Annotated in this window: 18 protein-coding genes; 12 read left to right on the top strand and 6 right to left on the bottom strand. The window is 71.7% G+C overall.

Translation table 11 applies throughout. The annotated features are described in order from the left end of the window. Window positions 1-388: 388 nt before the first annotated feature. The 3 genes from KV205_RS34715 (at window position 389) to KV205_RS34705 (ending at window position 3,463) form a co-directional block, all read left to right on the top strand. Entirely contained in the window at window positions 389-964 is a 576-nt protein-coding gene (locus KV205_RS34715; RefSeq protein ID WP_265868979.1) for a cysteine dioxygenase family protein, read from the top strand. Between the two features lie 13 nt (window positions 965-977). Beyond that, window positions 978-1,943, top strand: a complete 966-nt coding sequence (gene cofD / locus KV205_RS34710) for a 2-phospho-L-lactate transferase (RefSeq protein WP_265868978.1) — start codon at window positions 978-980, stop codon at window positions 1,941-1,943. A 170-nt stretch (window positions 1,944-2,113) separates the two neighbouring features. Further along, the gene (locus KV205_RS34705; protein ID WP_265868997.1) at window positions 2,114-3,463 is read left to right on the top strand and encodes a coenzyme F420-0:L-glutamate ligase; all 1,350 of its coding nucleotides are present in this window, start codon (window positions 2,114-2,116) and stop codon (window positions 3,461-3,463) included. Between the two features lie 140 nt (window positions 3,464-3,603). Here KV205_RS34705 and KV205_RS34700 read toward each other — a convergent pair whose 3' ends face one another. From KV205_RS34700 to KV205_RS34690, 3 genes are all read right to left on the bottom strand, one after another. Continuing rightward, a complete protein-coding gene (locus tag KV205_RS34700; RefSeq protein WP_265868977.1) occupies window positions 3,604-4,575 on the bottom strand; it encodes a DNA-3-methyladenine glycosylase in 972 nt (323 codons plus the stop codon). A gap of 47 nt (window positions 4,576-4,622) precedes the next feature. Further along, window positions 4,623-5,705: an NDP-sugar synthase gene (locus KV205_RS34695; protein WP_265868976.1), complete on the bottom strand. Its 1,083-nt coding sequence runs from the start codon at window positions 5,703-5,705 to the stop codon at window positions 4,623-4,625. A 138-nt stretch (window positions 5,706-5,843) separates the two neighbouring features. Further along, a complete protein-coding gene (locus KV205_RS34690; RefSeq protein WP_265868975.1) occupies window positions 5,844-7,313 on the bottom strand; it encodes a peptidoglycan recognition protein in 1,470 nt (489 codons plus the stop codon). 136 nt (window positions 7,314-7,449) lie between these two features. On the opposite strand from KV205_RS34690, the gene KV205_RS34685 reads away from it, so the two are divergent. The 4 genes from KV205_RS34685 (at window position 7,450) to KV205_RS34670 (ending at window position 13,548) form a co-directional block, all read left to right on the top strand. Then, window positions 7,450-8,208 (top strand): TIGR03089 family protein, encoded by a 759-nt coding sequence (locus KV205_RS34685; protein ID WP_265868974.1) that lies wholly within the window; start codon window positions 7,450-7,452, stop codon window positions 8,206-8,208. Window positions 8,209-8,506: 298 nt separating this feature from the next. Beyond that, a complete protein-coding gene (locus tag KV205_RS34680) occupies window positions 8,507-9,652 on the top strand; it encodes an LCP family protein (protein ID WP_265868973.1) in 1,146 nt (381 codons plus the stop codon). Between the two features lie 305 nt (window positions 9,653-9,957). Continuing rightward, window positions 9,958-11,706: an LCP family protein gene (locus KV205_RS34675; RefSeq protein ID WP_265868972.1), complete on the top strand. Its 1,749-nt coding sequence runs from the start codon at window positions 9,958-9,960 to the stop codon at window positions 11,704-11,706. A 66-nt stretch (window positions 11,707-11,772) separates the two neighbouring features. Further along, entirely contained in the window at window positions 11,773-13,548 is a 1,776-nt protein-coding gene (locus tag KV205_RS34670) for an LCP family protein (RefSeq protein ID WP_265868971.1), read from the top strand. Window positions 13,549-13,627: 79 nt separating this feature from the next. Here the strand turns inward: KV205_RS34670 and KV205_RS34665 are convergent, their stop codons facing one another. After that, window positions 13,628-14,647 carry a glycosyltransferase family 2 protein gene (locus tag KV205_RS34665; protein WP_265868970.1) on the bottom strand — a complete coding sequence of 340 codons (1,020 nt, stop codon included), beginning with the start codon at window positions 14,645-14,647 and terminating at the stop codon, window positions 13,628-13,630. Between the two features lie 266 nt (window positions 14,648-14,913). Here KV205_RS34665 and KV205_RS34660 point away from each other — a divergent pair, with 266 nt between their 5' ends. Next, on the top strand, window positions 14,914-16,290 hold the full coding sequence (locus KV205_RS34660) for an LCP family protein (protein WP_265868969.1): 1,377 nt from the start codon (window positions 14,914-14,916) through the stop codon (window positions 16,288-16,290). A 48-nt stretch (window positions 16,291-16,338) separates the two neighbouring features. On the opposite strand, the gene KV205_RS34655 is transcribed toward KV205_RS34660, so the two are convergent. Next, window positions 16,339-16,872, bottom strand: coding sequence for an acyl-CoA thioesterase (locus KV205_RS34655; RefSeq protein ID WP_265868968.1), 534 nt, complete (start codon window positions 16,870-16,872; stop codon window positions 16,339-16,341). A 131-nt stretch (window positions 16,873-17,003) separates the two neighbouring features. Between KV205_RS34655 and KV205_RS34650 the strand changes: the two genes are divergently transcribed. From KV205_RS34650 to KV205_RS34635, 4 genes are all read left to right on the top strand, one after another. Then, window positions 17,004-18,305, top strand: a complete 1,302-nt coding sequence (locus KV205_RS34650) for an LCP family protein (protein WP_265868967.1) — start codon at window positions 17,004-17,006, stop codon at window positions 18,303-18,305. A gap of 92 nt (window positions 18,306-18,397) precedes the next feature. Then, window positions 18,398-18,916 carry a hypothetical protein gene (locus KV205_RS34645; RefSeq protein ID WP_306806371.1) on the top strand — a complete coding sequence of 173 codons (519 nt, stop codon included), beginning with the start codon at window positions 18,398-18,400 and terminating at the stop codon, window positions 18,914-18,916. Between the two features lie 8 nt (window positions 18,917-18,924). Beyond that, window positions 18,925-20,736, top strand: coding sequence for an alpha/beta hydrolase (locus tag KV205_RS34640; protein WP_265868966.1), 1,812 nt, complete (start codon window positions 18,925-18,927; stop codon window positions 20,734-20,736). Window positions 20,737-20,805: 69 nt separating this feature from the next. Next, window positions 20,806-21,270 carry a hypothetical protein gene (locus KV205_RS34635; RefSeq protein WP_265868965.1) on the top strand — a complete coding sequence of 155 codons (465 nt, stop codon included), beginning with the start codon at window positions 20,806-20,808 and terminating at the stop codon, window positions 21,268-21,270. A 71-nt stretch (window positions 21,271-21,341) separates the two neighbouring features. Here KV205_RS34635 and KV205_RS36635 read toward each other — a convergent pair. Then, a partial coding sequence (locus KV205_RS36635) for an acyl-CoA dehydrogenase family protein (RefSeq protein WP_374214750.1) occupies window positions 21,342-21,418 on the bottom strand: 77 nt, incomplete at its 5' end.

The raw sequence follows: 21,418 nt of genomic DNA, 5'->3' as shown, positions 1-21,418 counted from the left end.
GATCACAGTCTGATCACAAGACCCCCACCGTGTTTACGGCGCCGGTTGCTGCGCCATGTCTCCTGGTCACGCGGTGCGCAAACCTTTCTTCGCGCACTGTAACCGGATGAGGTGAAACATTGCCGCCAAATCGGGCATTGGGTTGACAGTCGGGTGTCCCTCACGCCACTTTGGTGGCATGCCAGCGACCGCAGCGCTCTTCGCGACCCACGCCCGTGGGTTCCGCCGCGCTGTCCAGACGCGTTCCTGTCGCTGTTGCTGTCCCAGCTGTTGATGCGCGCGTTCTGCGTCTAGCGCTCCAGCTCCTTCGCGGCCGCCGTCCCGCCGCCGCTGCCTCACCCCTTGCTCTGCGACACCCCGCACTTCTGCCGAGGAACCACCGCATCCCATGAACATGGACAGCGACCTTCAGATCGCCGGCGACATCCTTGAGGTCCCGCACCTCCTGCAGCCCGCCCGCGAGCACCCCGCCACCGTGGCCGAGTTCGCCGGTCTCGCCCGTGAGATCGCCGCCGACCGCGCCCTGTGGGCCCCGTACGTCGAGTACGACGCCACCACCCGCTGGTACCACCGGCTGCGCACCGGCCCCGGCTACGAGGTCTGGCTGCTCTCCTGGCTGCCCGGCCAGGGCAGCGGCCGGCACGACCACGGCCAGTCCTCCGGCGTGCTCACCGTCCTGTCGGGCGAGTTGACGGAACGTACGGAGCGGGGCGGGCGGAGCCTGGACGCGGGCGCGCAGCGCGTGTTCGCGCCCGGGTACGTCCACGAGGTCGTCAACGACTCCCTCGAACCCGCCGTCAGCCTGCACGTCTACTACCCGGGCCTCACCGACATGCCGATGCACGAGTCGACGCCCGAGTCGACGCGCGAGTTGGTGCCCGAGTCGATGCACGAGTCGATGCACGAGTCGCTGACCTCACAGTGCAGCTCTGCCCCGACGGCCCCCGGAGTCGTCACCGCCTGACAAACTGCATGGCATGCGCATTGTGGTTCTGGCCGGTGGCATCGGTGGTGCCCGCTTCCTTCGCGGCCTCAAGCAGGCCGCGCCCGACGCGGAGATCACGGTCATCGGCAACACCGGTGACGACATCCATCTCTTCGGTCTCAAGGTCTGCCCCGACCTCGACACCGTGATGTACACCCTCGGCGGTGGCATCAACGAGGAACAGGGCTGGGGCCGCGAGGACGAGTCCTTCACGGTCAAGGAGGAGCTCGCGGCGTACGGGGTCGGGCCCGAGTGGTTCGGCCTCGGCGACCGCGACTTCGCCACCCACATCGTCCGCACCCAGATGCTGGGCGCCGGCTATCCGCTCAGCGCCGTCACCGAGGCGCTGTGCGCCCGCTGGCAGCCGGGCGTCCGGCTGCTGCCCATGTCGGACGACCGGGTCGAGACGCACGTGGCCATCGAGGTCGACGGCGAGCAGCGGGCGGTGCACTTCCAGGAGTACTGGGTGAAGCTGCGCGCCTCCGTCGACGCGCTGGCCGTCGTGCCGGTCGGCGCCGAGCAGGCGAAGCCCGCGCCGGGCGTCCTGGAGGCCGTCGCCGCCGCCGACCTCATCGTCTTCCCGCCGTCCAACCCGGTCGTGTCCGTCGGCACGATCCTCGCCGTGCCCGGCATCCGCGAGGCGGTCGCCGCCTCGGACGCGCCGGTCGTCGGACTCTCCCCGATCGTCGGCGACGCGCCCGTGCGCGGCATGGCCGACAAGGTGCTCGCGGCGGTCGGCGTCGAGTCCACGGCCGCCGCCGTCGCCCTGCACTACGGCTCCGGCCTGCTCGACGGCTGGCTCGTCGACACCGTCGACGCGGGCACGGTCGCCGACGTCGAGGCGGCGGGCATCCGCTGCCGCGCGGTGCCGCTGATGATGACCGACCTGGACGCGACGACGGCGATGGCGCGCGAGGCGCTGGCGCTCGCGGCGGAGGCCGGCGGAGCCGGCGCATGACGGGCGGGGTGACGCCACCGGGGTCCGGCGAGGTGGCACTCCGAGGCCCGGGCGCCGACGGCGCGCCGCGTCCGACGGGTGGTGCGGGTACGACCGGCACGGCGGGTACGACCGGCACCACTGGCACGACGGGTACGACCGGCACGACGGATACGGCGGATACGGCCCGTGTGGCCCGTACGGCCGCTGCCGGAGGCCCTGTCGAGGAGCCCCCGGCCCGCTTCGAGGTGTGGGCGCTCGACGGGCTGCCCGAGGTCGCGGCCGGGGACGACCTCGCCAAGCTGATCGCGTCCGCGACGGCGGGCCCGGGGGCCGGCCTCGTCGACGGGGACGTGCTGCTCGTCACCTCGAAGATCGTCAGCAAGGCGGAGGGGCGGGTGATCGCCGCCGCCGACCGGGAGGCGGCGATCGACGCCGAGACGGTACGGGTGGTGGCGCGGCGCGGTGCCCTGCGCATCGTCGAGAACCGGCAGGGTCTGGTGATGGCCGCCGCCGGCGTCGACGCCTCCAACACCCCCGCCGGGACCGTGCTCCTGCTGCCCGAGGACCCGGACGCCTCCGCCGCGCGGATCCGCGCCGGGCTGCGCGAGACGCTCGGGGTCGACGTCGGTGTGGTCGTCACCGACACCTTCGGGCGGCCCTGGCGCAACGGCCTCACCGACGTGGCCATCGGCGCGGCCGGCGTGCGGGTCCTCGACGACCTGCGCGGCGCCACCGACTCCCACGGCAACGAGCTCAACGTGACCGTCACCGCCACCGCCGACGAACTGGCCGCCGCCGGCGACCTGGTGAAGGGCAAGGCGGCGGGGCGGCCGGTGGCCGTCGTCCGCGGGCTGCCGCATGTCGTCGCGCCCGATGACCAGGCCGGTGCCCGGGCGCTGGTCCGGGACGCCGCCGACGACATGTTCCGGCTCGGCACCTCGGAGGCCGTACGGGAGGCGGTGACCCTACGCCGTACGGTGCGGGAGTTCACCGACGACCCCGTCGACCCGGGCGCCGTACGGAGGGCCGTCGCCGCCGCCGTCACCGCGCCCGCCCCGCACCACACCACCCCGTGGCGCTTCGTCCTCCTGGAGTCCGAGGCCTCGCGCGTGCGGCTGCTCGACGCGATGCGGGACGCCTGGATCGCGGACCTGCGGCGCGACGGCAGGTCCGAGGAGTCCATCGCGCGCCGCGTCCGCCGCGGCGACGTGCTGCGCAACGCGCCGTACCTGATCGTGCCCTGCCTGGTCATGGACGGCGCCCACCACTACGGCGACCCGCGCCGGGACGCCGCCGAGCGCGAGATGTTCGTGGTCGCGGCGGGCGCGGGCGTGCAGAACCTGCTGGTGGCGCTCGCCGGCGAGCGGCTGGGCTCGGCGTGGGTGTCCTCGACGATGTTCTGCCGCGATGTCGTACGGGACGTGCTCGGCCTGCCGGGTGACTGGGACCCGATGGGCGCGGTGGCGGTCGGCCGGCCCGCGGCGGCTCCGAAGGAACGGGCGGTACGGGACGCGGAGGCGTTCGTCGAGGTGCGGTGAGGCCCGGGGCAGCCTGAGCGGTGGGCTCGGGGCGACGGCGTGCCGGGGCCGTGAGCGCACCGCTCCGCTGTGCGGCTCCTCCCTTGGCGCCCGCCGGACAGCATCCGCGGCCGTGGGCCGTGGGCGCGCCGGCTTCGCGCTCAGATCCCCGTGATGTCGCCGGGCGCCATCCGCGGCGCCCGGCGGGGCGGGACCCGGCCGCTGAGGAGGATCAGGCGGGCCGCGCGGTGGCGTTGGCCGGCGTACGGGGCGAGGAGGTCCAGCATCGTCGCGTCGTCGGCCGTGCGGTCGCCCGCGAGGGCCCAGCCCACGATGCCCGGGAGGTGCAGGTCGCCGGTGGTGACCTCGTCCGGGGCGCCGTTGCTGCGCTGGATGGTCTCGGCGGAGGTCCAGGGGCCGATGCCGGGGATCAGTTCGAGGCGCTTGCGGGCCTCGGCGGGCGGCATGTGCGCCGCCTCCTCCATGCGGTGCGCGACCCGCGCGGCGCGCACGACGGCGGCGGAGCGCTTGCCGTCGACGTTCGCGCGGTGCCACTCCCAGGACGGGATCATCGCCCAGGTGCGGGCGTCGGGCATCACGTACATCCCCTCGGGCGCGGGCCCGGGCGCCGGCTCCCCGTACTTCCGGACGAGCAGCCGCCACGAGCGGTAGGCCTCGTCCGTCGTGACCTTCTGCTCCAGGACGGAGGGGATCAGCGACTCCATGACCAGCCCGGTGCGGGTGAGGCGGAGGCCCCGGCGGGCACGGTGAGTGAGCGCGAGGAGTCTGTGGCGCGGGACGAAGGCGGCGGGGTCGTCCTCGGCGCCGAGCAGCGCGGGCAGCCGCGCCATGAGCCACCCGCCTCCCGGGCCCCACGCCTCGGCCCGTCCGTCCGCCGCCCGGACGCGGATCGTCCCGGCCCCGTCGGGCGTCCGGCTGGCCCGCCAGACCGAGCCGTCGGCCGTCGTCCGGAAGGTGGGGTCGCCGGGGCCGCGGCGGAGCGGGCCGAGGGTGAGGCCGAGATCGAGGTCGGCAGGACCGCTGGGCGTGTCCTCGGGGGCCGGGGCGGGTACGGGAACGTGGCCGCCGCGCGCCGTGGTGCGCGTGGGTCGGGGAGCGAAGCGGCCTGCCATGCGTACGAGCGTAGCGGGGCGCCCCCGAGGCCGGTCCCGCCTGCCGGCTACTGGTCCGACGAGAAGCGGACCGCGCCCGCGGGGAGCGTCGCGTCGCACCAGACCCGGATGCCGTCGCGGAGTTCGTTGTCCGGGCCGATGTCCGCGCCGTCGCCGATGACCGCGCCGGTGAGGACGGTGCGGGCGCCGATGCGGGCGTGGGTGCCGATGAGGGAGTCGGTGATGACGGCGCCGGGTTCGACGACGGCGCCGGCGAGGACGGTCGAGCCGGTGACGCGCGCGCCGGAGCCGATGACCGCGCCGGGGCCGACGACCGTACCGCCGGTGAGCTTGGCGTCCGGGGCGACGGTCGCGGTGTCGAGGACCAGGCGGTCGCCGCAGCGGCCCGGTACGGCCGGGGACGGGGCGCGGCCGAGGACGAGGTCGGCGGAGCCGCGGACGAAGGCCTGCGGGGTGCCGAGGTCGAGCCAGTAGGTGGAGTCGACCATGCCCTGCAGGTGCGCGCCGGAGGCGAGCAGGTCGGGGAAGGTCTCGCGTTCGACGGAGACCGGCCGGCCCGCCGGGATGGTGTCGATGACCGAGCGCCGGAAGACGTACGCGCCGGCGTTGATCTGGTCGGTGACGATCTCCTCCGGCGTCTGCGGCTTCTCCAGGAAGGCCGTGACGCGCCCCGTCGCGTCCGTCGGCACGAGGCCGAAGGCGCGCGGGTCCTCGACCCGGGTGAGGTGCAGGGACACGTCCGCGCCGGAGGTCTCGTGGGTGGCGACGAGCGCGCCGATGTCGAGGCCGGTGAGGATGTCGCCGTTGAAGATCAGGACGGGGTCCTCGGGGCCCGAGTGGAGCCGGGAGGCGACGTTGCGGATGGCGCCGCCGGTCCCGAGGGGCTCCTCCTCGGTGACGTACTCGATGCTCAGACCGAGCGCCGAGCCGTCGCCGAAGTACGGCTCGAAGACCTCCGCCAGGTAGGAGGTGGCGAGGACGATGTGGTCCACGCCGGCGGCCCGGGCCCGGGCCAGCTGGTGCGTCAGGAAGGGGACGCCGGCCGCCGGAACCATCGGCTTGGGCGTGTTGACGGTCAGGGGACGCAGCCGGGTGCCCTTGCCACCGACCAGAAGAATCGCTTCGGTCACCTGTCGTCTCTGCTTCCTGTCGGTCCGGTCTCATCGCCGTGGGCGGCTCGCCACGGGCGGCCGCTTTTCGGCCGCCCGTACGATATGACCGGTCAGTTTATGCAGATGGTTGAGTCCATGACCCCACCGGCGACCCCATCAGCTTCTTCCCTGGAGTTTCGCCGAGCTGGACCGCGCGGTGCCGAGCTTGCTGTAGAGCCGTCCGCCCGGGCATTCCGTGGCGAATCCGTCACGGTGGCCGGAGATGGCGTTGAACTTCACCTTCTTGCCCTTTTTGTAGAGGTTTCCGCCTCCTGAGGTGAGCGTCACCTTTCCCTTCGGATTCACCCCGTGGAGCCCGAGCTTCCACGCCGTCAGCTTGGCGACGGCCGTCACGACGGCGGCCGGCGGGGTGGCGCTGCCGAAGGTGCCGAGCACCACGACGCCCATGCTGTTGGTGTTGAAGCCGAGGGTGTGGGCGCCGAGCACCGGCTTGGCGACGCCGCCGGCCCGCCCCTCGTAGATGTTTCCGCACTTGTCGACGGCGAAGTTGTAGCCGAAGTCACGCCAGCCCAGGCTCTTCACGTGGTAGCGGTAGATGCTGCGCAGCACGGAGGGGGCCTGCTTGCAGGTGTAGTTGTTGCCGGTGGCGCTGTGGTGCACGAACGCCGCCTTGATCGTCTTCGTGTAGCCGAAGGCCTTCTCCCGCATCTTCTCGTCCGCGCCCCACCCCTTACGGGTGATGATCTTCGGGCGGGGGCCGATGTACGGCTTCGCCGCGAGCGCGGCGCGGTTGGCCGTGGTGCCCGTGCCCGTGCCCGTGCCCGCGGCGGGCGGCATTGTGGCGAGCGTCTCCTCCCGGGTGAGGGCGGGGATGACGGTGGCGCCGAACGGGGCCTGTTCGGCGTTCACGCTCGACGCGGCGGCCTGGGCGGCGGCCCGATCGACGTTCGGCGCGGCGGCGAGCTGGGCGGCGGCGGCCCGCGTTCCCCCCGCCCCGGCCGCCGGGTCCGGGCCGGGGTCGACCAGTTCGAGGCGCAGGCCCGCCGGGAGGACGGTGGGGGCGGTCCGTTCCTCGGGCTCCGGGCGTACGCGGACCTCGACGCCGTCCGAGTCGCCGACCCACAGCGGGGCGGTCGCCCCGCGCAGCGCGCCCGAACGGCCTTCGGCCGTGCCCGGGTCGGCGCCGTGCTCTTCGTTGTGGGTCTCCACGTCCTGCCAGTCGGACCAGGCGCCGTCCGCGGTGGCGCGGGTGCGGACCTGCACGGTGCCGTGCAGCGGGGTGCGGGCGTCGTTCCACACGACGCCCACCAGGGAGAAGGGTCTGACCTCCCGTCGGGTCAGGCCCTTCTCCCCCGCCGCGGCTTCGGGCCGCCCGAAGGCGCGGCCGTGCGGCCGGGTCTCGGGGGCGGCGAGGGGTTCGAGGGGGAGCGACTGGGTCGATCCGGCGAGGTCGCCCGCCGGGTCCGCGGCCTGGTACGAGGCCGGGTTCGCGGCCCGGTCCGCGGCTGGGGGCGCCGGAGGGGCGGCTGGGGGTGCGGCCGCGCCGGCCGGGGTCGTGAGGGCGAGCGGCAGGGCCAGTGCCGCCGCGCACGTGACGGCGATCGAGGAGGCGAGGTAGGCACGCATGGAGCGATCGTCCGTACGGTGCGGCGGTCGCGCGCGGCGGGAGGCGGCGCGGAAACTGACGGTCCGTCGGGCCGACCGGAGGACGGCGTCACCGGTACGGCGGACCGCGCCGGGCGCCGCGCGTACGCTTGCCCGCGTGAACGCCAGCGACCGCACCCCTGCCGACCTGCTGCGATCCGCGCTCGCCGCGGACCCGGCCCGCCCCTTGGTCACTTTCTACGACGACGCCACCGGTGAACGCGTGGAATTGTCGGTGGCCACCTTCGCCAATTGGGTGGCCAAGACCGCGAATCTGCTCCAGGGCGAACTGTCCGCCGCGCCCGGCGACCGGGTCGCGCTGCTGCTGCCCGCGCACTGGCAGACCGCGGTGTGGCTGCTCGCCTGCGCGTCGGTGGGCGTGACGGCGGAGCTCGGCGGCGATCCGGCGGGCGCGGACTATGTGGTGGCGGGGCCGGAGGGGCTCGAGGCGGGCCTCGCCTGCTCCGGTGACCGGATCGCCCTCTCCCTCGCGCCGCTGGGGCGCCGCTTCCCGACGCCGCCCGCGGGTTACGCGGACTACGCGGTGGAGGTGCCGAGCCAGGGCGACCGGTTCGCCCCGTTCGTCCCGGTCGACCCGGACGAGGTCGCCCTCGTCGTCGACGGCACGGAACTGACGGGCGCGCAGCTGGTGGAGCGGGCGCGGGCGGACGCCGGCGAGCTGGGGCTCCTCGACGGGGGCCGGGTCCTGTCCGGGCGGCCGTACGACACCTGGGCCGGCGTCTCGACCGGGCTGTACGCGGCGCTCGCGGTGACGGGTGGGTCGGTGGTGCTGTGCCGGAACCTGCCGGAGCTGGGGGCGGAGGGTCTGGCGAAGCGGGTGGAGAGCGAGCGGGTCACGGTGGTGCGGGCGGACTGAGTCCCCTGCGGGGCCTTGCGCTGTTCGGTGCGGGCGTACGGAACGTATGCCCGCACCGGACGGAAGGCGGCCCGCACCGAGAACCGCGACGCCCCCCCCCCCCCCCCCCCCCCCGCCCCACCCGTACGGCCCATCGACGCGCCGCATACCCCGCGCCCCTCCCCCTCCCCGGTACATGATCGGCAGGGGGTATCCGATGCCTTCCGCACAACCGCGCGCCGGGATCGGTCGTCTACCTCGAGGGAGGGACGGCCCGGACGGTGCGGCGCAGGCGCCAGTGAGGACGGACGGTTCAGACGTGACGGACAGCGCGGACACGCCCGCCACCGAGGCCGAGGCCGGGCGGAAGCGGCGGCATTGGCTGCGGTGGGCGGCGCTCGGGGCGGCGGTCGTGGTGCTCGCCGCGGCGGGGGTCGGGTGGTGGGCGTACCGGAAGCTGGACGGGAACATCACCACGGACACCACCGCCGAGGCCGAGCTGCGCAAGTACGAGAAGGAGCGCCCCTCGCCGGCCGTGAACGCGGCGCGGAACATCCTGCTGATCGGTTCGGACACGCGGACCGGGGCGGGGAACGGGAAGTACGGGAAGGACGAGGGCACCCAGCGCTCGGACACCACGATCCTGCTGCACATCTCGGCGGAGGGGGCGGGCGCGACGGCGGTGTCGATCCCGCGCGATCTGATGGTGCGGATCCCCCGCTGCACGAAGACGGACAAGAGCACCACGAACGAGCAGTTCGCGCAGTTCAACTGGGCCTTCGAGTTCGGCGGCACCGCCTGCACCATCCGCACCCTGGAGAAGCTCACGAAGATCCGGATCGACCACCACATGGTGATCGACTTCCGGGGCTTCAAGAAGATGGTCGACGCCGTGGACGGGGTGGAGGTGTGCCTCAAGGAGCCGATCGACGACCGCGACGCGCATCTGAAGCTGCCGGCCGGGCGCCAGACGCTCCACGGCGAGCAGGCGCTCGGTTTCGTACGGGCCCGCAAGTCGATCGGCAACGGCAGTGACACCGATCGGATGGACCGGCAGCAGATGTTCCTCGGGGCGCTCGTCAACAAGGTGCAGAGCGACGGCGTCCTTCTCAACCCGACGAAGCTCTACCCGGTCCTGGACGCCGCCACGAGGTCCGTCACCACCGACCCGGGGCTCGACTCGCTGCGCGATCTGTACGACCTGGCGCGGTCGATGCGGGCGATCCCGACGGAGAAGGTGCAGTTCCTGACGGTGCCGCGGCGCCCGTACTCGTACAACGCGAACCGGGACGAACTGGTGCAACCCGCCGCCGATCAGCTCTTCGCGCGGCTGCGCGCCGACCAGCCGGTGACCGTGCACCCGGGCGGTGGCGGCACTCCGGAGCCGGCCGGGGACGGGACGGGCGCCTCCGCGGCGCCCACGTTCGCGGGACGCAACGCGGCGGAGGGAGCGTGCCAGGGCTGAGGGGACCGCACCCGGGGACCGCACCCGGCGCTTACCGGAGTGGCGCGATGTGCGCGATGTGCAAGATGTGCAAAGCGAGGGCCAAGGGATGGGAGGGAATGAGAGATGCCCGATGCGGTTTGGGCACATTGCCCGGTTGTAAGGGGCGTGGAATTTGTCACGGACGTCGCCCCACGCTGAACTGGGCGGATAGTGTGACGCGATCCGGTGCACAAGACCGCGTGGTCGCGCACTCGATGGATCGAACGACCGAGCGCCCGAGGGGGAGGCGCCTCGCGTGGCACCGACGGAGGACTCAAGTAACCGTGGACGCGCACAGCCGTGGACGGGCGGACGAGATCGACCCCGCCGACCAGTGGGTACTCAACCCGCAGACAGGCCACTACGAACTGCGACTGGACCGCTCCGCTGGGCAGTCACCGCAGGCCGCCGCCCCGTCCCAACCGCGCCCCCGCACCACCCGTGGCGCCACACCTCCCGGGCAGAGAACCCACGAGCGCGGCGAGCGCACCACCGAGTCCGCGCCGCCCGTCCCCGGGCAGCGCCGGCGCCGTGCCCCCGAGCCCGGTGACCAGCGCGGTCCGGCCGGGCGTCGCAAGCGCCGGCCGGAGAAGTCGCGCAAGAAGAAGGTCCTGATGTGGACCGGCGGCACCATGGCCTTCGTGGTCGTGGCGGGCGCCGCCGGGGCGTACGCGCTCTACAACCACTTCGACAACAACATCAACACCATCGAGGTCGCGGGCGGCAGCGAGGGCTTCAAGAAGGACGAGGCCTTCAACGTCCTGCTCATCGGCACCGACAAGCGGACCGGTGAGGGCAACGCCGGCTACGGGGACAAGAACAGCCCCGGCCACGCCGACACCACGATCCTCTTCCACGTCTCCAAGGACCGGACGAACGCCACGGCCATGTCCATCCCGCGCGACCTGGTCATCGACATCCCCGAGTGCGAGACGAAGCAGCCCGACGGCTCCGTCAAGAAGATCCCCGGCCAGACCGACGAGCGCTTCAACATCAGCCTCGGCCAGTCCGACCGCGACCCGGGCTGCACCATGCGCACCGTCAAGGAGATCACCGGGCTCACCGTCGACCACTTCATGATGGCCGACTTCAACGCCGTCAAGGAGATGACGACGGCCGTCGGCGGCGTGAAGGTCTGTGTGGCGAAGCCCGTCAACGACCCCAAGTCGCACCTCAAGCTGCCGGCCGGCGAGTCCACCATCCAGGGCGAGCAGGCCCTCGCCTTCGTCCGTACCCGGCACAGCTTCGGCAACGAGAGCGACCTGGACCGCATGAAGGTCCAGCAGCAGTTCCTCAGCTCGATGATCCGGCAGATGAAGTCGGACGACACGCTCACGTCGCCGACCAAGCTGTACGGCCTCGCCGACGCCGCCACCAAGGCGCTCACCGTCGACACGGGGATAGGAAGCATCTCCAAGCTCAAGTCCCTGGCCCTGGAACTCGCCAAGATCGACACCAAGAACATCACGTTCCTGACCATGCCGGTCATCGACAACCCGAGCGAGCCCAAGCCCGTCACGGTCGTCCCCGACCCCGTCGAGGCCCCGCGGCTCTTCGAGATGATGCAGTCCGACACCTCGCTCACCGAGGTGAAGAAGAAGGAGACGGACGCCAAGAACGCCCAGGCCGCGGCCCAGGCGAAGCTTCTCCAGGGCGCCCGTTCCACCGCGCACGAGGTCCGGGTCGATGTCTACAACGGCAGCGGCAAGACCGGCGCGGCGCAGAAGACGCTCGAATGGCTCCAGAACGAGCACGGCGTGACGCGGTCGAGCAACAAGAGCAACGCCCCGGAGCCGGCGGCGAAGACCACGCTCACGTACGCGCCCAACCAGGCCGACCAGGCCCGCAAGCTCGCGGACCTGATGGGCCTGCCCGCCACGGCGCTCAAGCCGGGCACGCAGGACGCCGGGGAGCGTGAGCCCATGACGCTCGTACTCGGCGCCGACTACAAGGGGGCGGGGGTGCCCCTCACCGGTCCGGCGAAGGCGCCGGAGGGTGCGCAGACGGCCGACAAGCAGGTGTGCGCCAAGTGAGCCGGACCACCGTCCGGCCCCTGCGCCGCGCCTGCGGGAACGCCTGAGTCAACAAGGAGACCTGGGGTGGGACAGAGCAGCGTGCGCAGGGAGGGGGCGCGGGACCGCGCCTCGCGCGCCCAAGAGGTGGGCTGGGACGACAGCCTCTACGAGGAGGGGAACGCCGGTGACGGCGGTCCGGGCGGGGGCCCTGGCGGCCGAATACCCCGCGCCCGGCGGGCCGGCGGCGGGGACGACGACGGCTCTACGGGTACGAGTACGGGCTCGGGGTCGGGTTCCGGTACGGGCCACCGGCGCGGCGGTTCGCGCCGGCGTGCCAAAACCAAGAAGTCCGGCAAGCGCAAGGTGCTGCGCTGGACCGCCATCACGCTGGCCCTGCTGATAATCGGCACGGCCGGCGCCGGATACCTGTACTACGAGCACCTCAACGGCAACATCCGCAGCGGTGGCCGTGCGGGCGGCGAGAGCGGTGTGAAGAAGGCCGCGCCGAACGCGCTCGGCGACACCCCGCTGAACATCCTCCTCATCGGCTCCGACAACCGTAACGACCCCAAGAACGTGGCGCTGGGCGGCGGCAAGAAGGACCGCGACCGGCCGGCGCTCGCCGACGTGCAGATGCTGCTGCACGTCTCCGCGGACCGCAAGAACGCCTCGATCATCTCCATCCCGCGCGACACCGTCGTCAAGATCCCGGAGTGCACGGGCGAGGACGGCCAGAAGTACCCCGAGACCGACAACCGGCCGATCAACGAGTCGCTGCAGCGCGGCGGTCCCGGCTGCACCCTCACCACCTGGGAGAAGCTCACCGGGGTCTACATCGACCACTGGATGATGATCGAGTTCTGGGGTGTGGTGGCCATGGCCGACGAGGTCGGCGGCGTCCCGGTCTGTGTGAAGACCGGTGTCTACGACAAGTCGACGCTCGCCGCCCCCGGCGGCTCCGGCCTCAAGCTCCCCGCGGGCACCCACCCCATCCAGGGCGAGCAGGCCCTGCAGTGGCTGCGCACCCGGCACGCCTGGGGCAGCGACCAGGGCCGCGCCCAGGCCCAGCACATGTACATGAACGGGCTGATGAAGAAGCTCCAGGACCAGGACGCCTGGACCGACACCCCGCGGCTGATGGGGCTCGCCGAGACCGCCACGAAGGCCTTCAAGGTCTCCGACGAGATCAAGACGGTGAAGAAGCTGTTCGACCTGTCGATGCAGCTGAAGAACGTGAAGCTGGACCGGCTGACCACGGCCACCGTCCCGACCACCGAGTACCCGCCCAACCCGAAGGCGTGGCTCCAGCCGGTCCCGTCGGCCGCCGAGAAGATGTGGTCGATGCTCCGCGACGACGTGGCCATGGACAAGAACGGCGACCCGGCCGACGGCAAGGGGAAGCCGAAGGCGTCCGCGTCCGCGAAGCCGGCGGCCACCGCCGGTGCGCCCGGCTCCCTCGCCGTCACGGTGATCAACGGCACCGCGGGCGACGGCGAGCCCGCTCAGGAGGGCCGGGCCACCGACGTCGCCAAGGAACTGCGCGACAAGGGCTTCGGCCGGTCCCAGTCCTCCCGGGACGCCCAGCCGCGCAAGGACAGCGTGGTGTTCTACCCGAAGGGCGACGGCGAGCAGGGCAAGGCCGACGCCACCTCCGTGGCCACCGCCCTCGGCCTGCCGGCCTCGGCGGTCCGCGCGGACGCCAAGGTCAGCGGCCTCACCCTGGTCGTCGGCGCCGACTGGCGCGAGGGCCGCACCTACAAGAAGCCGACCGTGGCGGCGGGCGACCTGCCCGAGGGCGCGGACGACAAGACCGACTGCATGGACGTCTACTCGGTCTACAAGTGGGACGGGAAGTCCTAGGTCCTAGGAACCCGCACTGTCCATACGGCGAAGGCCGGGCCCCTTGCGAGGGGCCCGGCCTTCGCCGTAAGCGAGTGACTCAGACGGTCTCGCCGGCCTTCACCGCCGGGCGCCGGCTCGCGATGACCTTCCGCGCAAGGGCGCGCGGGCTGGTCAGGAAGCCGAAGCCCCACGACATGTGCATGGTCGCCAGGGCCACCGGGATCTGCAGCCGGGCCTTCAGGGACAGGCCCTTGCCGGCCGGCACCGAGCCCGCGGTGATCGCCGCCAGATAGCCGGCCGGGATCACGAAGCCGAGCGGGGTGAGGGTCGCGCCGATCACGAGACCCGCGGCGATCGCGCAGACGGCGGCCGGCGGGGCGAGGTAGCGCAGGTTGATCGAGCCCTCGTGGTACCGGGCGACGACATGCCGCCAGCGGCCGTAGTCCTTGTACTGCTTGGCCAGGGCGCGGACGCTCGGCCGCGGCCGGTACTGCACGCGCAGCTCCGGCGAGAACCAGATCAGACCGCCGGCCTCGCGGATGCGGAAGTTCAGCTCCCAGTCCTGGGCGCGGATGAACTCCACGTTGTAGCCGTCCTGCTGCTCCAGCGCCTCGCGGCGGAAGACACCCAGGTAGACGGTCTCCGCCGGGCCGGCCGCGCCGCCCGTGTGGAAGGCCGCGTTGCCCACGCCGATCTTGGAGGTCATCGCGGCGGCGACCGCGTCCTCCCAGGCGTTCTCGCCCTCGGCGTGCATGATGCCGCCGACGTTCATCGCGCCCGTCTCCTCCAGGAGGCGGACGGCGGTCGCGATGTAGTTGGGCGACAGCATGCCGTGGCCGTCGACACGGACCACGATCGGGTGACGGGAGGCCTTGATCGCCGCGTTCAGGGCGGCGGGGGTACGGCCGGTGGGGTTCGGCACGGTGCGGACCCGGGGGTCCTCCCGTACGAGCTCGGCGGCGATCTCGTCGGTGCGGTCCGTGGACGGCCCGAGCGCGATCACCACCTCCATCTCGCCGTCGTACTCCTGCTCCAGGATGTGGCGGACCGAGTTGCGCAGATGCCGCTCCTCGTCGAGGACCGGCATGATCACAGACACAGGGGTATTGGCGTTCATCGGGGGCCACGTTACCGCGAACGGGGGACACCGGCGCGTGCCGCCGGGTCGCAGCACGGTGGCGCTGATCGTATGGGCCTACGGTGCTCACGGTCCCCCTGTCGTACCAGCGGAGGTGTCCCCCGGTGCCCACACCGCCCCGTACGCCGCCCCGTCCGGCCCGTCCGCCCCGGCCTCCGGTCCGCACCGCACCGGTCCACAGCGCACCGGTGCGCACCGCCCCGGCCCGCGGACACCGGCGCCGGCCGAGCCGGCCGCGGTGGGGCATGCGGATGGCGACGACGCTGTCCGTGGTGGTGCTCGCCGCGGGGGGCATCGGGCATGCCGTGGTGACCAGCCTCGACACCGGGATCAACCGGATCGACCCCTTCAAGGACATGAAGAACCGCCCGCAGGCCGGGCACGGCATGAACGTCCTGGTCGTCGGCACCGACGGACGCGACCGGATCACCGAGGAGGAGCGGAAGAAGTACCGGCTCGGCGGCGCCCCCTGCCACTGCACGGACACCGTGATGCTCGTGCACATCTCGGAGGACCGGGAGCGGGCGAGCGTCGTGTCGCTGCCCCGTGACTCGTACGCCGAGATGCCCGACCACACCGACCTCACCACCGGCAAGCACCACCACGCGCACCCCGTGAAGCTGAACGCGGCGTACGCGGAGGGCGGGCCGTCGCTGACCGTGCGGACCGTGGAGTCGATGACCGGGGTGAAGATCGACCACTATCTGGAGGTCGACTTCACCAGCTTCATGCGCACCGTCGACGCGGTCGGCGGGGTGCAGATCTGCACCACCAAGCCGATGAAGGACTCCTACACCGGCCTCGACCTGCCCGCCGGGCCGCACGAGCTCGACGGCGGACAGGCGCTGCAGTACGTGCGCGCCCGGCACGTCGACGGCGCCGCCGACATCGGGCGCATGCAGCGGCAGCAGAAGTTCCTGGCGGCGCTGATCGACCGGGTGACCGGCGGCGGGGTGCTGCTCAACCCGGTGCGCTTCCGCGAGGTCGCCTCCACCATGCTGAGCTCGGTCCGGGCCGACCAGGGCTTCGGCACCCAGCAGATGCTGGCCCTGGCCAAGGCGATGAACGGCTTCACGCCGGCCTCGTCGGAGTTCGTGTCCGTGCCGATCGGCGAGATGAGCTTCCCGGTGAAGGGGATCGGCTCCACGGTGAAGTGGGACGCGCCGAAGGCCCAGAAGCTGTTCCAGTCGCTGCGCGACGACCGCCCGCTCACCCCCGCCCGGCCGGCCGCGCCGAAGGGGCCGCGGCCCGTCGACGTGGACGTCGCGCCGAAGACGGTCCGGGTCCAGGTCTACAACGGGACCGGCGCGGACGGGCTCGGCGGCCGCGTCGACACGGCCCTGCGCGCCACCGGCTTCGACACCACCCGCGCGCCGCGGACCGCGGCCGGCGGCCGCGAGCACGCCCGCACCCTCGTCGAGTACGACCCCGGCTGGGACCGCTCGGCGAAGTCCCTGGCCGCGGCCCTGCCGGGCGCCGAACTGCGCCCGGTGAAGGGCCAGGGCGCGACCCTGAAGGTGACGGTGGGCGCGGACTACAAGGGCGTGACGCCGGTGCGGGAGCGGGAGCAGCAGACGGGGCAGTTCGAGGCGGTACGGGGGGACCAGGTGGTGTGCCCCTGATTTTCTGGGGCGCTAGGGCCTGTCCGACCCTGATCCGCCGGACAGGCCCTAGTCCTCGTACCCCTCCGCCTTCCGCTGCTCGCGCAGTTCCTTGATCGCGCGGCGGCGGGCCAGGCGGTGGGTGCGGCGGATCTGGGCCTCCTGGTAGCGGCGCTTGTCGCGTTCGGTCTCCGGGAGGACCGGGGGGACCGGGCGCGGCTTGCCGTCGGCGTCGACGGCGGCGAAGACGAGGTAGGCGGAGCCGACCTGGGTGGCCGGGGTGGACTCGTTCCAGCGCTCGGCCATGACCCGGACGCCGACCTCCATGGAGGACCGGCCCGTCCAGTTGACCTGGGCCTTCACATGCAGCAGGTCGCCGACGCGGACCGGCTCCAGGAAGGCCATCTCGTCCATGGACGCGGTGACGGCGGGGCCGCCCGAGTGCCGGCCCGCGACCGCGCCCGCGGCGTCGTCCACCAGCTTCATGATCACGCCGCCGTGCACCGTACCGAGGAGGTTGGTGTCGTGGCTGGTCATGATGTGGCTGAGAGTGGTGCGGGAGGCGGAGGTGGGCTTGCCCGGAATAGCGCCCTGATCTGTCATGCCCTCTACCTTATGCCCGCCCTTGTGGCCGGTCTCGGCGCCGTCCGGTTTGCATCAGCTTGGCAACAGCGCCGGTCCGATTCCCCACCCGCCCTGTCGGGGCGAAGCCGCGGACCGGCACACTGTTCCGCATGAATGACTGGCCCGACGCCCAGCCCGAGGGACCTCGCCGGATGCGCCACGTGCAGCGCCCGCAGGTCCCCCCGCAGCAGCAGTCGTACCCCCGTGACCAGCAGAACCAGGGGTACGGCCAGGGCTATGACCAGGGCTATGACCAGGGCCAGGGGTACGACCAGGGGTACAACCCGAACTTCACCCAGGCCCAGAACACCGGTTACGACTCCGGCTACAGCTCCGGCCAGGTGTACGGCGGCCAGCAGGGCGGCGGCCGGGGCGGCGTGCCGCCGCAGTACGCGCCCGGCGGCGGCGCTCCCGTACCCGCGCGGCCCGCGCCGAACTGGGGCAAGCGCGTCAAGATCGGCTCGATCGTGGTGGTCGTGGGCCTCCTGGCCTGGGGCATCGGCACGTACGCGTGGGCGAGCTCGCAGATGCGCAACGAGGTCGATCTGGCCAAGGTCATCGAGCGGCCGGCCGACGACGACTGCACCACGTATCTGATCGTCGGCTCGGACAGCCGCGAGGGCATGTCCGCCGAGGAGAAGAAGAAGCTGCACACCGGTTCCGCCGAGGGCAAGCGGACCGACTCGATGATGATCCTCGCGGCCTGCTCCAGCGGGAACACGATGGTCTCGCTCCCCCGTGACTCCTGGGTGACGATCCCGTCCTTCGTGGGCTCGGAATCCGGCAAGCAGTACGCGGCCCGTGGCGGCTCCAAGCTGAACGCGGCCTACGCGATGGACGGCCCGGAGCTGCTCGTCCGCACGGTCGAGTACAACACCGGCCTGCGCATCGACCACTATGCGGAGATCGGCTTCGCCGGCTTCGCGAACATCGTGGACGCGCTCGGCGGTGTCGAGCTGAACATCGAGAAGGGCTTCAAGGACAAGAAGTCCGGCGCCGACTTCCAGGCCGGCACCCAGACCCTCAACGGCGAGCAGGCCCTGGCCTTCGTGCGTACCCGCTACGCCTTCGCCGAGTCCGACCTGCAGCGCACGAAGAACCAGCAGAAGTTCCTGTCGGCCCTGGCGAGCCAGGCGGCGACCCCGGGCACGATCCTCAACCCGTTCAAGCTCTACCCGACCCTCGGCGCGGGCCTGGACACCCTGATCGTGGACAAGGACATGTCGCTCTACGACCTGGGCACGATGTTCTTCGCGATGAAGGGCATCAGCGGCGGCGACGGCAAGTCGATGAACATGCCGATCAACGGCACGGCCCCGCAGAACTCCCTGAAGTGGGACATGCCGAAGGTGAAGCAGCTGGTCAAGGAGATCCAGAACGACGAGCCGGTCACGGTCACGTCGAACCGCTGACGGCCAATCGCTGACGCTGACGTCTCGTTTCTTCCGGTCGGCGCCCTGTTCGGGCGTCGACCGTTTGATTTCATCCAGCAAATTCGGAAATCATGGCGGACCGCCGCGGGGGACAGCCCGTGGACAACGGGGACAACGGGGAGAACGGGGAGGTTCACGGGGTGCCGTGGGACGAGTGGGAGCAGCTCAAGGCGGAGACGGCGGCGCGCCAGTCGTCCTCGATGCGCCTGAACCAGGTCGCGCCGGAGCCGGGCGGCGGCGGGTACTCGGAGGACCTGAAGACCGACAAGCGGGCCTGGACGAAGGCCGGCGAGGGCGTCTCGGGCCTCAAGGACGACATCACCACGGCGCTGGGCAAGCTCGACTCGGGGCAGGCGGGACTGGGCGACGGTCAGGGGCTCCAGAGCGCGGCGGCGCAGAAGGAGTTGTACGACTCCTGGAAGAAGTACGTCGGTGACGTGAGCGGCCGCTGTGGCGCCCTGGGCGGACTGCTGACGTCGTCCGGGCACGACCTGTCGAAGCCCGACGAGACCCTCCTCGGTGAGCTCAACGGCCTCAAGGCGCACTACGCGGACACCGACGCCGTCGGCGGCCAGGCGAAGGAGAGGTGACCGCGGGCATGGATCTGGAGACCTTGCGGGCCTTCAAGCAGGCCGAGTACGAGGAGGCCGCGGACGGTTATCGGGCCGTCGGCGACATGGCCATGGCGGCCAAGGACACGATCGACATCAAGATCTCCGGGGGCATCCGCGGCGAGCTGGAGGGCAAGGCCGCCGAAGCCGCCCTGGGCGAGCTCAAGGAATTGTCGAAGAACTTCCACTACACACAGACCGAGTGCGGTCTCGTCAGCACCGCGCTGAACGGTCTCGCCTTCGACCTCGGCGCCGCCAAGCGGAGTCTGGACGCGGCGATCGCCGACGCCCAGGCCGCCGGCTGCACCGTGCATCCCAACGGTTCGGTCGGCTTCCCGCCCGGCTCCAAGCCCGGCGCGGAGAAGGTCGAGGACGGCGGCACGGTGACCGGGAGCGCCGGGATGGACGACCCCACGGCGAGCGCCATCGAGCGCCAGGCCATCAACATCCACCCCAACCCGAACTACGGCAAGGCGGTCGGCTTCGCGAACCGGATCGCCGACGCGCTGAAGCAGGCCACAGAAGCGGACGCCAAGTGGGCGCCGAAGCTGCGGGCCCTGAAGGCGGACGACGACCTGAAGGTCTCGGACAAGGACTGGTCGGACGCGCAGTCGGACATGGGCGGTGTGAAGGACGCGGGCAAGAGCTACCTCGACTCCCTCCCGCAGCCGCCCAAGGACGGCAGTCCGAAGGACAACGCCGACTGGTGGAAGGGACTGGACGCGGAGCAGCAGGCGGCCTGGCTGTCCCTGCGGCCCGAGGCCGTGGGACAGCTCGACGGGCTGCCTTCCACGGTGCGCGACGAGGCGAACCGGGTGGTCCTGGCGGAGAAGCACGGCCAGTACCAGATGGAACTCGACTCCATCCCGAAGCCGCCCGCCAACGAGTGGACGTGGATCACCGCGGGCATGTACCCGGCCAAGGTGCACACGGACGAGTGGATGGAGTGGCACAAGAAGTACGGGGACCGGTACGAGCAGCTCAACAAGTCCCTGAACGGTATGAACGCCATTCAGGACCGCTTCGACAGGACGGGCCTCAAGGGCCTGCCCGAGGCGTACCTGCTCGGCTTCAACCCCGAGAAGAACGGGCGGGCGATCGTCGCCAACGGCAACCCTGACACGGCCGACCACCAAGCGGTCTACGTGCCGGGCACGACGTCGAACCTAGGCAGCGTCGGCGGCGACATCGGCCGTATGGAGAACCTGTGGCGTGTGGCCAACGGTCAGAACAACGGCTCGGTCTCCACGATCACCTGGCTCGGCTACGACGCTCCGCAGGACATCGTCAAGGACTCGCCGTTCAGTCACTACGCCAATGACGGCGCCCCGGCGTACAACCGCTTCCTGGACGGCCTCGACGCTTCGCGTGCGGTCGACTCGGACCCGCACCGCACGGCGATCGGCCACTCGTACGGCACGACCCTCATCGGCTCGGCGGCCCGGCAGGGCGACCTCAACGCGGACGACGTGATCGTCGCCGGCAGTCCCGGCGTGCAGGTGCCCAAGGCGGAGCAGATGGACGTCCCCAAGGGGCACGTGTGGAACGAGGAGGCCGACGGGGACCCGGTCCCGGACATCGGCCGGTTCGGACACGGCGGGACGGACTGGGACGGTCCGTTCCAGATCCCCAGTGACCCGACCTTCGGCGCCAACCAGCTGAAGACGGATACCGAGGGTCACAGTGACTACTGGAAGGAAGGCACCGAAAGCCTCCGGAACCAGGGCCTGGTCGTCGCGGGCAAGGGTGACGACGCGACCCGGGAACCGCCGCCGAACCCCACGCCAGGAGTGCGTTAGATGAAGACCAGGTGGGGCGGATCCGCGCTCCTCATGTCCCTCGCCCTCACGACTCTCACGGGATGCAGCATGACTGACGCCGATGACTCCGGCGGCCTCCCCTCGGCCGGCACCGGCACCACGCAGCAGGCCGCCGACCAGGCGGAGAAGATCTCCAGCGAGCTCTACGACCTGATCGGCCTCAAGGGGACGGCGACCGAACCCGGGCCCGGCGTGTCCGAGTGCTCGGGCAAGGACCCGGAGAAGTACTTCACGGTGTTCCACGCGTGGACCTTCACCCCCGCGTCGCCCGACCAACTCGGCGGCGTGATGGAACGGCTCAAGACAGAGATGCCCAAGCACGGCTGGAAGATCGTCGGATACGGGCCCGACACCAGCAAGAACCAGAACCTCACCCTCACCGCCGACAACGACGCGAAGAAGTACAGCGTCAAGATCGCCCACTTCGCCAAGGACGCCAAGCCGAATCTGAACCTGTTCCTCACCTCGGGCTGCTACCAGGTACCGGAGGGCGGGAAGGTCGAGCGCTTCTGACGGCGCGCCCCCACGACGCGAACAGCCCCCGGCACCGCGTGCCGGGGGCTGTCCCTTCCCGTGGGGGGGGCTTACGGGAGGTTGCGGGCCATGACGATGCGCTGGACCTGGTTGGTGCCTTCGTAGATCTGGGTGATCTTGGCGTCGC

It is taken from the genome of Streptomyces sp. SKN60, from assembly GCF_026236535.1.
Lineage (GTDB): Bacteria > Actinomycetota > Actinomycetes > Streptomycetales > Streptomycetaceae > Streptomyces.
This window is presented reverse-complemented; position numbering and strand designations above follow the sequence as displayed.

Coding starts and splice junctions, on each gene's coding strand:
- KV205_RS34655 (WP_265868968.1), bottom strand. CDS start 16,872: ATGACAGATCAGGGCGCTATTCCGGGCAAGCCCACCTCCGCCTCCCGC.
- KV205_RS34650 (WP_265868967.1), top strand. CDS start 17,004: ATGAATGACTGGCCCGACGCCCAGCCCGAGGGACCTCGCCGGATGCGC.
- KV205_RS34700 (WP_265868977.1), bottom strand. CDS start 4,575: ATGGCAGGCCGCTTCGCTCCCCGACCCACGCGCACCACGGCGCGCGGC.
- KV205_RS34690 (WP_265868975.1), bottom strand. CDS start 7,313: ATGCGTGCCTACCTCGCCTCCTCGATCGCCGTCACGTGCGCGGCGGCA.
- KV205_RS34660 (WP_265868969.1), top strand. CDS start 14,914: ATGCGGATGGCGACGACGCTGTCCGTGGTGGTGCTCGCCGCGGGGGGC.
- cofD (WP_265868978.1), top strand. CDS start 978: ATGCGCATTGTGGTTCTGGCCGGTGGCATCGGTGGTGCCCGCTTCCTT.
- KV205_RS34665 (WP_265868970.1), bottom strand. CDS start 14,647: ATGAACGCCAATACCCCTGTGTCTGTGATCATGCCGGTCCTCGACGAG.
- KV205_RS34645 (WP_306806371.1), top strand. CDS start 18,398: ATGGCGGACCGCCGCGGGGGACAGCCCGTGGACAACGGGGACAACGGG.
- KV205_RS34640 (WP_265868966.1), top strand. CDS start 18,925: ATGGATCTGGAGACCTTGCGGGCCTTCAAGCAGGCCGAGTACGAGGAG.
- KV205_RS34715 (WP_265868979.1), top strand. CDS start 389: ATGAACATGGACAGCGACCTTCAGATCGCCGGCGACATCCTTGAGGTC.
- KV205_RS34635 (WP_265868965.1), top strand. CDS start 20,806: ATGACTGACGCCGATGACTCCGGCGGCCTCCCCTCGGCCGGCACCGGC.